This window comes from Flavobacterium sp. (assembly GCF_039930565.1).
Classification (GTDB): domain Bacteria; phylum Bacteroidota; class Bacteroidia; order Flavobacteriales; family Flavobacteriaceae; genus Flavobacterium.
On record NZ_JBDTTP010000015.1, the window covers coordinates 1 to 13,433 of the forward strand.

Annotated in this window: 13 protein-coding genes; 11 read left to right on the plus strand and 2 right to left on the minus strand. The window is 34.8% G+C overall.

Features of this window, described 5'->3' with window-relative positions; genetic code table 11:
• Window positions 1-5: 5 nt before the first annotated feature.
• From ABI657_RS05895 to ABI657_RS05940, 10 genes are all read left to right on the plus strand, one after another.
• Complete coding sequence (locus ABI657_RS05895) at window positions 6-1,010, plus strand: 2Fe-2S iron-sulfur cluster-binding protein (RefSeq protein ID WP_348096370.1); 1,005 nt, start codon at window positions 6-8, stop codon at window positions 1,008-1,010.
• A gap of 2 nt (window positions 1,011-1,012) precedes the next feature.
• Window positions 1,013-2,068 carry an NADH-quinone oxidoreductase subunit NuoH gene (gene nuoH, locus ABI657_RS05900; RefSeq protein WP_348096315.1) on the plus strand — a complete coding sequence of 352 codons (1,056 nt, stop codon included), beginning with the start codon at window positions 1,013-1,015 and terminating at the stop codon, window positions 2,066-2,068.
• Window positions 2,069-2,122: 54 nt separating this feature from the next.
• Entirely contained in the window at window positions 2,123-2,413 is a 291-nt protein-coding gene (locus ABI657_RS05905) for an ORF6N domain-containing protein (protein ID WP_348096316.1), read from the plus strand.
• A 350-nt stretch (window positions 2,414-2,763) separates the two neighbouring features.
• Window positions 2,764-3,309, plus strand: a complete 546-nt coding sequence (locus ABI657_RS05910) for an NADH-quinone oxidoreductase subunit I (RefSeq protein WP_348096317.1) — start codon at window positions 2,764-2,766, stop codon at window positions 3,307-3,309.
• Window positions 3,310-3,849: an NADH-quinone oxidoreductase subunit J gene (locus ABI657_RS05915; RefSeq protein ID WP_348096318.1), complete on the plus strand. Its 540-nt coding sequence runs from the start codon at window positions 3,310-3,312 to the stop codon at window positions 3,847-3,849.
• Window positions 3,849-4,169: an NADH-quinone oxidoreductase subunit NuoK gene (gene nuoK, locus ABI657_RS05920; protein ID WP_017494599.1), complete on the plus strand. Its 321-nt coding sequence runs from the start codon at window positions 3,849-3,851 to the stop codon at window positions 4,167-4,169. Before ABI657_RS05915 ends, nuoK begins: the two co-directional genes overlap by 1 nt.
• A gap of 6 nt (window positions 4,170-4,175) precedes the next feature.
• A complete protein-coding gene (nuoL, locus tag ABI657_RS05925; RefSeq protein ID WP_348096319.1) occupies window positions 4,176-6,059 on the plus strand; it encodes an NADH-quinone oxidoreductase subunit L in 1,884 nt (627 codons plus the stop codon).
• A 10-nt stretch (window positions 6,060-6,069) separates the two neighbouring features.
• The gene (locus tag ABI657_RS05930; protein ID WP_348096320.1) at window positions 6,070-7,509 is read left to right on the plus strand and encodes an NADH-quinone oxidoreductase subunit M; all 1,440 of its coding nucleotides are present in this window, start codon (window positions 6,070-6,072) and stop codon (window positions 7,507-7,509) included.
• Window positions 7,510-7,572: 63 nt separating this feature from the next.
• Entirely contained in the window at window positions 7,573-8,967 is a 1,395-nt protein-coding gene (locus ABI657_RS05935) for an NADH-quinone oxidoreductase subunit N (RefSeq protein ID WP_348096321.1), read from the plus strand.
• A gap of 165 nt (window positions 8,968-9,132) precedes the next feature.
• The gene (locus ABI657_RS05940) at window positions 9,133-9,906 is read left to right on the plus strand and encodes a Bax inhibitor-1/YccA family protein (RefSeq protein ID WP_348096322.1); all 774 of its coding nucleotides are present in this window, start codon (window positions 9,133-9,135) and stop codon (window positions 9,904-9,906) included.
• Window positions 9,907-9,959: 53 nt separating this feature from the next.
• Here ABI657_RS05940 and ABI657_RS05945 read toward each other — a convergent pair whose 3' ends face one another.
• Both ABI657_RS05945 and dinB read right to left on the minus strand, forming a co-directional pair.
• A complete protein-coding gene (locus ABI657_RS05945; RefSeq protein WP_348096323.1) occupies window positions 9,960-10,349 on the minus strand; it encodes a PAS domain-containing protein in 390 nt (129 codons plus the stop codon).
• A 203-nt stretch (window positions 10,350-10,552) separates the two neighbouring features.
• Window positions 10,553-11,635 (minus strand): DNA polymerase IV, encoded by a 1,083-nt coding sequence (gene dinB / locus ABI657_RS05950; protein ID WP_348096324.1) that lies wholly within the window; start codon window positions 11,633-11,635, stop codon window positions 10,553-10,555.
• A 214-nt stretch (window positions 11,636-11,849) separates the two neighbouring features.
• Between dinB and ABI657_RS05955 the strand changes: the two genes are divergently transcribed.
• Complete coding sequence (locus ABI657_RS05955) at window positions 11,850-13,373, plus strand: DUF4394 domain-containing protein (protein WP_348096325.1); 1,524 nt, start codon at window positions 11,850-11,852, stop codon at window positions 13,371-13,373.
• Window positions 13,374-13,433: the final 60 nt, after the last annotated feature.

Consider the following 13,433-nt stretch of genomic DNA (forward strand, 5'->3'; position numbering starts at 1 on the left):
AAAGTATCGACGTAGAACCAGGAACTACCATCCTGCAGGCTGCACGTATGATTGGCGGGGATTTAGTTCCGCCAGCCATGTGTTATTACTCAAAATTAAAAGGCAGCGGCGGAAAATGCCGTTGTTGTTTAGTGGAAGTTTCCAAAGGAAGTGAAGCAGATCCAAGACCAATGCCAAAATTAATGGCATCTTGCGTTACAGGCTGTATGGACGGAATGGAAGTGAACAGCAAATCTTCAGACAGAGTAACGGAAGCCCGTAAATCAGTAACGGAATTTTTATTGATCAATCACCCATTGGACTGCCCGGTTTGTGATCAGGCTGGTGAGTGTGATCTTCAAAATTTAAGTTTCGAACACGGAAATCCGAAATCACGTTTTATCGAAGAAAAAAGAACATTCGAACCAGAAGATATTGGTCCGCATATTCAATTACATATGAACCGTTGTATTTTATGTCAAAGATGTGTACAGGTTGCAGATCAATTAACAGACAACAGGGTTCACGGTGTATTAGATCGTGGAGATCACGCTAATATTTCAACAGGAATCTCAAAAGCTATCGATAATGAATTTTCAGGAAATATGATTGATGTTTGTCCTGTAGGGGCATTGACAGATAAAACTTTCCGTTTCAAATCGAGAGTTTGGTTCAACAAACCTTATAATGCACACAGAGAATGTACAACTCCTGGATGCTGTGGAAAAACAACTGTCTGGATGTTTGGTGGAGAAATTCAACGTGTGACCGGTCGTAAAGACGAGTACCATGAAGTAGAAGAATTCATTTGTAACTCTTGCCGTTTTGACCACAAAAATGTTAGTGACTGGACTATTGAAGGACCCAGAGAATTTGAAAAAGATTCTGTTATCAACCAAAATAACTACACTCAGAAATTAGAGAAAGTAGAAATCGCTACAGAAAAAAACATTCTTTTGGGCAGAGACGAAGACCGTAAAAAAATTAGTATGGCTGAAATTCCATTAAACACTAACAACCAAAATTCTTAAATATGGTAAATAGTGCGTTTATTATAGAAAAAAGTGTGGTGATTTTTGTGGTTTTTGCTATAACCATGATTATGGCGATGTACTCGACCTGGGCTGAGCGTAAAGTTGCGGCTTACCTGCAGGATCGTGTGGGTCCAAACCGTGCAGGCTGGGGAGGTTTATTACAGCCTCTTGCTGATGGTTTGAAATTATTTTCGAAAGAAGAATTTTTCCCTAATACGCCTAATAAATTTTTATTTGTTGTAGGCCCTGCCATTGCGATGAGTACGGCTTTAATGACAAGCGCTGTTATTCCGTGGGGAGACAGGTTGCATTTATTTGGAAGAGATATTTTATTACAGGCGACAGATATTAACATTGGATTATTATATTTTTTCGGAGTGGTTTCTGTTGGAGTTTACGGAATCATGATTGGTGGATGGGCTTCGAATAATAAATTCTCTTTGATGGGAGCTGTTCGTGCAGCTTCTCAAATGGTTTCTTATGAAGTTGCCATGGGATTATCAATGATTGCTTTGTTGATGATGACCGGAACTTTAAGCTTAAAAGAAATTTCACTACAACAGGCAGGAATGAACTGGAATATTTTTTACCAGCCCTTATCTTTCCTTATTTTCCTTATTTGCGCTTTTGCAGAAACCAACAGAACACCTTTTGATTTGGCAGAATGTGAGTCGGAATTAATTGGTGGTTACCATACGGAATATTCATCGATGAAAATGGGATTCTATTTATTTGCTGAATATGCGAATATGTTTATTTCGGCGACTATTATTTCGGTATTGTTTTTTGGAGGATATAATTATCCGGGAATGCAGTGGATGGTGGAGAATGTGGGTGTAAATACCGCTAACTTATTAGGAATTGCCGTGCTGTTTATAAAAATATGTTTCTTCATATTCTTTTATATGTGGGTTCGCTGGACGATTCCGAGATTTAGATATGACCAATTGATGCATTTGGGATGGAAAATTTTAATTCCGCTTTCGATTTTGAATATCATCGTTACCGGTGTTGTTATTTTGAGACACGATATTGCGGCTTATTTCGGATTTTAAAATTGTATTGAAAAAGTTAGTTACAATTAGTGACCATTTCATAAAACAAATAAAATGAGTAACGAATTAATGATTACTGAAGAATTCATAATTAGCAAAATATTGCTTATTCGAGGACAGAAAGTAATGACTGATTCTGAGTTAGCAATACTTTACGCAGTAGAAACTAAACAACTTAAAAGGCAGGTTCGTAGAAATACAGAGCGATTTCCTGAAGATTTTATGTTTGAATTGACTGATATTGAAAATGAAATTCTAAGGTGCCAATTTGGCACCTTAAAGCAAGGACCCTATTCAAAATATAAACCGATGGTATTTACTGAACAAGGAGTTGCAATGTTGTAAAGTGTTTTAAATAGTGCTATTGCTATAAAAGTTAATATTCAGATTATTCGTGTTTTTACAAAAATACGTCAAGAAATTTCGGAAACTCTGAATATGAAATTAGAAATCGAAGAGATAAAAAAGAAATATCGAATCAGAATAAAAATATTGAATGGTCTTTACTTATTTAGATGAGTTGATGGACAAACAAGACAATAAAATTGAAAGAACAAAAATTGGTTATAAAAAATAAAATTCATTAATACCAAAATGTCCTAGCCCTGATAGAAGCGGTATCCTTTTTTGGCTTTTTCTGCCAAAAAAGATACAAGCGGATAGCAGGATTAAGCTTCAAAATAAAAATTAAAAGAATGTCAATAGAAACTATATCATTATCGGGTAGAAAAAAGTTGGTCTCTAATAAGGAGATGACTTTTTTGGAGCGATTGTATCTTGTGGCGATTGTAAAAGGTTTACTTATTACGATTAAACACTTTTTCAGAAAAAAAGCTACTATTCATTATCCGGAACAGGTACGTGAAATGAGTCCGGTTTATCGTGGTCAGCATCAGTTGAAACGTGATGAGCAGGGTCGTGAAAACTGTACTGCTTGTGGATTGTGTGCTTTGTCATGCCCTGCAGAAGCCATCACGATGAAAGCTGCTGAGCGTAAAGCGGATGAAAAGCATTTGTACCGAGAAGAGAAATATGCTTCGATTTACGAAATCAATATGTTGCGTTGTATTTTTTGCGGACTTTGTGAAGAAGCCTGTCCAAAAGATGCCATTTATTTAACTACTTCGAAAGTATTGGTTCCTTCCAGCTACGAAAGAGAAGATTTTATTTTTGGAAAAGACAGATTAGTGATGCCTCTTGATGTGGCGATCAAAAACGCTCAACTTAACAACGCTAATTAAATGATACATATTCCTGATTTTGCACACGCAACTACAGTACAAATTATTTTTTGTTTCTTAGCGTTTATTACGGTTGCGACCGCATTTTTGACCATTTTTAGCAGAAACCCGATTCACAGTGCCATTTATTTGGTGATTTGTTTCTTTTCGATTGCCGGTCATTATTTATTACTGAATGCTCAGTTTTTGGCAGTCGTACATATTATAGTTTACTCGGGAGCAATTATGATCCTGTTCCTGTTTACGATTATGCTGATGAACCTGAACGAACGCCATCAGGTGCACAGACCGAGAATTACTCGTCTTGGCGCTATTGTTTCTTTCTGTTTGATTTGTATTGTTTTGATTGCAATATTTATCAACTCCAAACCAATTGTTGGAGAATACGATTCTACGGGAGAAGATTTCCAGTCGATAAAAGTATTGGGTAAAATATTATTGAACGAATATATGGTTCCGTTTGAATTTGCTTCAATCCTGCTTTTGGTAGCCATGATTGGAACTGTATTATTGTCTAAAAAAGAAAAATTAAATAAATAATGGGTAATATATTAAATCAAATAGGTATTGAAAACTACATCTTTTTAAGTGTTGTACTTTTCTGTATTGGTATTTTTGGTGTATTGTACAGACGAAATGCTATTATCGTTTTCATGTCTATCGAAATCATGCTGAATGCTGTTAACCTTTTATTTGTTGCTTTTTCAACTTATCATCAAGACGCGCAAGGACAAGTTTTTGTATTCTTCTCGATGGCAGTTGCTGCAGCAGAAGTTGCAGTTGGATTGGCTATTTTAGTTTCGATCTTTAGAAATTTAGGTTCGATTAGTATCGATAATTTAAAAAATTTAAAAGGATAAATGGAAATGGATACCAATTTAGCTTTAGTTTTAGTATTAGCTCCTTTTTTAGGATTTTTAATCAATGTTTTCTTTGGAAAAAGCTTAGGAAAAACAGTTTCGGGAATTATCGGAACGGCTTCTGTAGTGATTTCGTTTCTTGTAACAATTTTCTTTTTCAATCAGATTACCCAAACTGAAAAAGCCATTCAGATTACCTTATTTGACTGGATTCAGATCAGTAATCTTAAAATCAATCTTGGATTTTTATTAGATCAATTGTCTATTCTTTGGTTGCTTTTTGTAACGGGAATTGGATCTTTGATTCATATATATTCTATCAGTTACATGCACGATGATGAAAATATGCACAAGTTCTTTTCATATTTGAATTTGTTCGTCTTTTTCATGATTACCCTTGTAATTGGAAGCAACTTGTTGGTATTGTTTATAGGTTGGGAAGGTGTTGGACTTTGTTCGTACTTATTAATTGGTTTCTGGTATAAAAACCAGGACTATAATGATGCTGCGAAAAAAGCGTTTATCATGAACAGAATTGGAGATTTAGGTCTTTTGATTGGAATGTTCATTCTGGGTTCGATGTTTTCAACTTTGGATTATGCAACTTTACAAACGGCGATTACCGGAGCAACTGACTTAAATATTCCGCTGCTTTCATTAGCTGCGTTATGTTTGTTTATTGGTGCTTGTGGTAAATCGGCACAAATTCCATTATACACCTGGTTACCTGATGCGATGGCTGGACCAACTCCGGTTTCGGCATTAATACACGCGGCAACGATGGTTACTGCAGGTATTTTTATGGTAACGAGATTGAACTTTGTTTTTGATCTGGCTCCGGATGTTCAGACCATTATTGCAATTGTTGGAGGTATAACTTCATTGGTTGCCGCAACAATTGGTTTGGTTCAGACCGATATCAAAAAAGTATTGGCCTACTCTACCGTTTCTCAATTAGGTTTAATGTTTTTAGCATTGGGATTTGGCGCTTATGAAGTCGCTGTTTTTCACGTAATAACACATGCTTTCTTCAAGGCCTGTTTATTCTTAGGATCAGGTTCTGTAATTCACGGATTGCACGGAGAGCAGGATATGCGTAAAATGGGTGGTCTGCGCAAAGTAATGCCCATCACTTTCTGGACGATGCTGGTTTCATCATTAGCTATTTCAGGAGTTCCGTTTTTCTCTGGTTTTTTCTCTAAAGATGAAATTTTACTGACAGCTTTTCACAATAGTATTCCTTTATATGTTGTGGGTTCTATCGCATCAATAATGACTGCTTTTTATATGTTCCGATTAATGTTTCTTACTTTCTTTAAGGACTTTAGAGGGACAGAAGAACAAAAACATCATTTACATGAAAGTGACGGCTTGATTACTTTTCCGTTAATGATTTTAGCAATTTTGGCTACTTTTGGAGGTCTTATCAGTTTACCTGGAAATAGCTGGCTAAACGAATATTTATCTCCACTTTTCACGAAAGTGGCAGGCGAAGAACACCATTTAGGTACTACAGAATATATCCTGATGGGAGTTGCTGTACTTGGTGGATTAGTTGGTATTTTAATTGCTTACATCAAATACTTCAAACAGGATAATGTTCCAGAATCAGATGAAAACATAACCGGTCTGACTAAAGTTTTATACAACAAATATTATGTAGACGAAGCGTATGATGCCCTATTTGTTGCTCCAGTAAACTTCTTGTCAAAATTCTTTAGGGATTATATTGAAACAGGCTTATCAGCACTCGTTTTCGGATTAGGAAAAGTAACCAATGAAATAGGTTTTCAGGGTAAAAAATTACAGAATGGAAGTGTGGGAGTCTATCTTTTTGCTTTTGTTTTGGGTCTATGTGCCATTGTTTCCTATATATTTTTAGCTCAATAATTTTATAACTATGAACGTTTCCCTTATATTAATTATTCTTTTAATTGGTGCATTTGTCACTTATTTTGCCGGAGATAAACTGGCATCAAAAGTAGCTTTGTTCTTTAGTTTGGCCGCTTTGGGCTGTTCCGTTGTGTTGTTGAATCACTTTTTGGATGGCGAAAATATCAGTTTAATCAATGCCTGGATTACACAGCCTAAAATTTCATTTGCGCTAAATGCAGATGGATTGGCAATGGCGATGCTTTTATTAACGGTAGCGTTAACGCCTATTATTATATTTTCATCTTTCGGGAATGACTATAAAAATGCGAAAAGCTTTTATGCTTTAATTTTATTTATGGCTTTTGCAATGACAGGAACTTTTCTGGCGTCAGATGGTCTTTTATATTATATTTTTTGGGAATTGGCTCTTATTCCAATTTATTTTATTGCCCTTATTTGGGGGAATGGGGATGCTGAAGAGCGTAAAAAAGCAGTGATTAAATTCTTTATTTACACTTTTGCCGGGTCTTTATTCATGTTAGTATCGCTTATTTATTTGTACCAAAAGGCGGGAAGTTTCCTAATTGAAGATTTATATCAACTTGATTTATCTCAAACAGAGCAAATCTGGATATTCTTAGGTTTCTTTTTAGCGTATGCTATTAAAATTCCAATTATTCCTTTCCATACCTGGCAGGCAAATGTGTACCAAAAAGCACCCACTGTTGGCACAATGCTTTTATCCGGTATTATGCTAAAAATGGGATTGTACAGTGTTATTCGCTGGCAATTGCCAATTGCACCGCTTGCGGCAAAAGAATTAATGAATATTATTATTGCTTTAGGAATTGCCGGAGTAATTTATGGTTCAATCGTAGCCTTAAGACAAAAAGACCTAAAGAAATTATTGGCGTATTCATCATTAGCGCACGTTGGATTAATTGCTGCGGGAACATATACTTTAACTCTTGACGGATTACGCGGTGCTGTTTTACAAATGATTGCACACGGTTTTGTGGTAGTTGGATTATTCCTCGCTGCTGAAATTATTTTTAGAAGATTTCAAACCAGAAATATTTCTGAAATGGGCGGTATTCGTATCCAATCACCAAAGTTCGCTTCCATGTTTTTGATCCTGGTTTTGGCTTCGGTTGCGTTGCCGGGAACTTTTAACTTTGTAGGTGAGTTTACGGTTTTGTACAGTCTTTCTCAAATCAATATTTGGTTTGCTCTTTTGGGCGGAACAACCATTATTTTAGGGGCATATTATATGCTTAAAATGTTTCAGAATGTAATGTTGGGTGAAGCTAATACTAAAACTTTTGCTGATGTAACGCTTAATGAAGGAATTTCATTAGTAGTAATTATTACTATTTTAATTTTCTTCGGATTTTATCCAAAGCCAATTACAGACTTAATTTCTCCGAGTTTAGAAATTATTTTAAACGCTATCAACAAGAATTAATATTTTAAATAAAAATAAATTAGGGCGTCATTAGTTTGGATTTCCTAAATCAAAAAAACAAAAATGAATACATTAATAGCTATAACAGGATTGGGTATTTTCTGCCTATTGTTTGAAATTCTTAATTTAAGAAAGGCCATTGTTCCTGTAACCATTATTGGGTTATTGGGTGTTTTGGCGCTTAATTATTACGAATTCGGATCTACAGAAAGTTACTACTATAATATGATTACAGTTAGTAAATTCTCAACCGCATTTTCATCATTGTTTATTGTTTTAACTATTTTCCTTGTAGCATTAAGTCACAATTTCTATGAAAATCATCCAACCAAAATCTCCGATTTTGTTGCTATAAAAATATTTTTATTAGCTGGAGGAGTTGCCATGGTTTCTTTTGGAAACTTAGCAATGTTTTTCTTAGGTATCGAAATATTATCAATTTCCTTATATATTCTGGCAGCAAGCGAACGTTTGAATCTTAAAAGTAACGAAGCAGGAATGAAATACTTTTTGATGGGTTCCTTTGCATCAGGAATTATACTTTTTGGGATTTGTCTAATTTATGGAGCAATGGGAAGTTTTGATATCGTTGAAATTAGCGAATATTCCTTATCGGCCGAATTGCCAATCTGGTTCCCAATCGGAATGATTTTACTGACTATCGGGATGTTATTTAAAATTGCCGCAGTTCCTTTTCATTTTTGGGCCCCGGATGTTTATGAAGGATCTCCTGCTTTAACGACTGCTTTAATGAGCACTTTGGCAAAGGTGATAGCAATTGCAACACTTTTCAAATTAATTTCGGGTTTAAATTTAATTCCGTCTTTAGAAAATCAGGACCATCTATATACTTTCGAAAATATCATTGTAGTTATTTCCATTGCTTCTATGACCGTAGGAAACATCATGGCACTGCGTCAGGCAAATGTAAAACGTATGCTGGCTTTTTCAGGAATTTCTCATGCCGGTTTTATGTTGATGACATTATTAACTGTAGCAACATCCGCAGGTGTTTTGTTATATTACACTACAGCTTATGCATTAGCAGGAATTGCTGCATTCAGTGTTATTCTGTATGTGTGCAAAAACAATCAGAATCATGAAGATATCAGCAACTTTCATGGTTTAGGAAAAACAAATCCGTTATTGGCAGCTATCCTTACAGCTTCACTCTTATCAATGGCTGGTATTCCGATTTTCTCAGGGTTTTTTGCGAAATTATTTTTATTTAATCAAACAATTCAGGCGGGTTATATTGCTTTGGTAATTGTTGCTGTTGTTAATTCCATTATCAGTGTTGGATATTATTTCAAACTGATATTGGCCATGTATTCCAAAGAACCGAATCAGGAACGTACCGGAAAACCTTTTCTTATCTACGCTGTTGCCATCATTTCAATAGTTTTAAATATTGCTTTAGGTTTATTCCCGTCAATAGTTTTAGATTTATTGAATTAAAAAATTAAATCTTAATAAATACAAATCCATCAGATGTTATTTTGATGGATTTTTATTTTTAACTGAATCATTTTCAGATGAAAAAATCATGTTAAAAATGTTGAACAAAACTAAAGACTTCAAAAAAACTAACTATATTTGGATACAATTAAATGTATTAGAAATATGAACTTCAATTCGAAAAATCCATTTTTAAGCAACAAGCGTTTTTCATCAAATGCTGTTTCAAAAGCTGAAGAAGTGCATCAGACACAAATTATTGATTACAATCAGGAAATGACTGTATCAGGTACAATCAATAAAACAGCAATTTTATTTTTAATTTTATGCGGAGCTGCGATGGTAACGTGGTGGATGTTTTTTCAGCAAATGAACGTAATGCCAATAGCAATTGGCGGGGCTATTGTTGGACTTATTTTAGTCGTAATTTCTGCATTTAAACCGCAAGCGTCTCCTTACTTAGCTCCCGGTTATGCCTTATTTGAAGGATTGTTTATTGGAGGTATTTCTGCTATTTTTGAATTAAAATTTCCTGGAATTGTATTAAATGCTGTTGCTGCAACCTTAGTTACTTTTTTAGTTTGCCTTGGTTTGTATAAATTTAAAATCGTTAAAGTAACAGAGCAATTTAAATCTGTAGTTATTGCATCTACATTAGCAATTGCAACTTATTATTTAATTTCATGGGTAGTTTCTATGTTTACAAGCTGGCAACCTGTGCATTACGGAAATTCTATGATGAGTATAGGAATTAGTGTTTTTGTAATTATTATTGCAGCATTAAACCTGTTTTTAGATTTCGACCAAATTGAAAAAGGGGCAAAGGAAAGAATGCCAAAATTCATGGAATGGTATGGTGCTATGGGACTAATGGTAACTTTAGTTTGGTTGTATATTGAATTCCTAAGATTACTATCAAAATTATCAAGTAAAGATTAATTAAATTTTAAATAAATGAAAAAAACCTTTTGAAATTACTTCAGGAGGTTTTTTTATGCTGCTTTTTCAAAAGCTATAAAATGGGATAGTTGACCTTTCATGTTAAAGACGGGGACACCGTGAATAATACAATCATAGATTTCACCATTTTTTTTATAATTCAATATTGTCTTTTCAAAAGGAATTTGTTTTTCGATTGCTGTTCTGATTTCCTGCAGAACCAAAGCTGAAGTCATTGGTCCCTGAAAAATTTTTGGCAATTTCCCCAGAATCTCATTTTCTGTATAACCTGTCATCTTGGAAATGCCTTCAGATGCAAAAATTATTTTTTGCTCGCTATTTGTAATTACGACAACTTCGTTCATTAAACGTTGCTTAATATCAAGACCGATTTCATTCCATTTAAATTTTGTTGAAATACGTTTGATTTTTTTTATGTCCAAAGAAAATGTTTTTAATTCATTTATAGATTCATAATGAAAATCCCAACAAAGTAGCGGCACTGGGCTACTATTTAAATTTGAATCAAATTCGGAAAAAAACTCACTATAATAATTTACAGATTCCATAAGAATGATTTGTTCAAAGTTAATGAGAAATTTATAAACAAAACTTAAATTTTAGAATTTAACTCTTGTTTAATCTATCAAAAATCAAATTTCAACTGAACAACAACAGCTTTCTTCTCTTCCGTATTGAGGTTGTTTAAAGAAATCCCTAATAAACGAACAGAATCTTTCATCCGTTCCTGATACAATAATTCTTCTACCGTCTCAAGAATCAAACTTTTGTCTGAGATAAAATATGGTAGTGTTTTGCTTCTTGTTTGTTGTGTAAAATCGCTGTATTTAATTTTAAGCGTTACCGTTTTCCCGGATATATTGTGCTTCCTTAACCTTTTTTCTAGTGAAACTGCAATTTTTTCAAGCTGTTCCAACATGAAGATTTCGGATGTTAGATTAACATCAAAGGTATGCTCTGAAGCTACAGATTTTGTATTTCGGGAAGGTTTTACTTCACTGTTATGAATTCCCCTGACAACGTGAAAATAAAATTTGCCGGACTTTCCAAAATGCTTCTCTAAAAACTCTTCTGATTTTGTTTTTAAATCCGCTCCGGTAAAAATGCCCAATTGATACATTTTTTCGGTCGTTACTTTTCCAACTCCATAAAATTTCCGAATGGGCAATTCTTCTAAAAAAGGAATTACCTCATCCGGATTAACAGTTTTCTGACCATTTGGTTTATTATAATCACTCGCAATTTTGGCGACAAATTTATTTACCGAAATTCCGGCCGATGCAGTAATTCCAACTTCATTCAAAATTCGCAACCTGATTTCCTGAGCCAACAAAGAGGCACTCGGATTTCCTTTTTTATTTTGAGTTACATCAAGATAGGCTTCGTCAAGTGAAAGGGGTTCGACCATATCTGTATATTCATGGAAAATTTTATGAATCTTAGATGAAATTTCTTTGTAACGATCAAAACGAGGGCGAACGAAAATAATTTCCGGACAATATTTTTTTGCCAAAACGCCGCTAATGGCACTACGAACGCCAAACTTCCTGGCTTCATAACTTGCTGCCGCAACAACTCCCCTGTTTTCTGATCCGCCAACTGCTATAGCTTTACCCCGTAAAGCAGGATTATCCATTTGCTCTACCGAAGCATAAAAAGCATCCATATCAATATGGATTATTTTTCGATAAATTGGTGTTTCAGACATGATACAAATTTAGAGAAGAACAGATAAAAAGAGCTATCTAAATGGATCAATATCTTTTATAAAAATGAATTTTATTTTTATAAACCAGATCTCTAAAACCCGAAAAACTCATGGGTCAATATCATTTGTTTTCTTTTAAAGCTTTTTTCTTATAAAACTAAAACCATAACTGTCTTTTGTTCGTACATCATTAATAACCAAAACTTATCATATTATGAACAAAACAACTTTAAACAATCGTCTTGCTTCGTTTTTACTTTTAGGAACACTAGCACTGACTGCTTTTTCCTGCAATAATGACGATAATGATTTAGGAAATATGTCACCGGCAGCACCGGATGTAAATTTTACCGCATTAACAAACAGCAATAGTATTGTAAAGTATAATGCCAAAAATGTAGCAACACCTATTTCAACAACAGCCATTACAGGTTTGCCAAGCGGTGAGAAAATCGTAAGTATCGATTACAGACCTGCAACAGGGCAATTGTATGCATTAGGAACTTCGAGCCGTCTTTATTTTATTAACGAACAATCGGGCTTGGCAACGGCATTAGGAAGTACTTCTTTTACACCAGCCTTAAGCGGAACTACTGCTACTATAAATTTTAATCCTACCGTGGATAGAATTCGTTTGGTAACACCATCAGGGCAAAATCTGAGATTGCATCCTGAATTAGGGACTGTTGCAGCAACAGATGGTACAATAAATGGAGGAACAACTCCAAGCATCGGGGCAGTGGCTTACACCAATAGTGTTGCGGGTGCTACAACTACACAACTTTTTGATATTGATTTTGCGCAAGATAAATTATACCTTCAAAACCCACCAAATAATGGAACCATTGAGGAAGTAGGTCCTTTGACAGTTGATTTTGCAGGAGTTGGAAATTTCGATATTCTTCCTGATAACAGCGCTGCATTAGCTGTTACCTACAATAACAATATATCTAATTTATATACAGTTAATTTAACAACTGGAAAAGCAGAAAAATTAGGTGTTTTTGGATTAGCAGTTATTGGAATTGCATTTAAAACTAATCCTGTTGCCTACGCAGCTTCATCTGATAATAAATTATACCGTTTTGACCCGACTAATCCAACCATGAATTCTGTGAATTTTGTTGGTCTTTTGGACAGTGAAACTATAATTGGATTGGATTTTAGACCTGCAACGGGAACACTTTATGCAATAACAAACCAAAATAGGTTGTTGACTATAAACACTGCCAGCGGTCAAGTTACAGCAGTTGGTACGCCTTTGACAACTGCATTATCCGGAACCTCAATTGGGTTTGATTTTAATCCAATGGCAGATAGAATAAGACTAGTAACCAATACCGGGGAAAACTTAAGATTGCATCCCGATTTAGGTACTGTGGCGGGAACAGATACCACTTTAAGTCCAGGGACGCCAGCTGTTAGCGGTGCTGCTTATACCAATAACTTTGTAACTACAGCTACGACCAATTTATTTGTTATCGACTACACTACCAATATGCTTTACAACCAAACTCCACCTAATAATGGTACTTTAATTCCTGTAGGTGCTTTAGGAATAGATGTGGATGCTGAAAATGGTTTTGACATTGGAGGCAGTTCAAATACTGCTTTTGCTTTGTTTAAAGTAGGGGGAATGACATCCGTATACTCTGTGAATTTGACAACTGGAGCGGCTACAAAAATTAAGGATTTTAATATTTCAGCGACTGCTATGGCGGTTGGTTTAGGATTTTAAACTAAAGATTATTTTTTTAGTTAAAACCCAACCAGGATTTGAAAATCCTGGTTGGGTTTT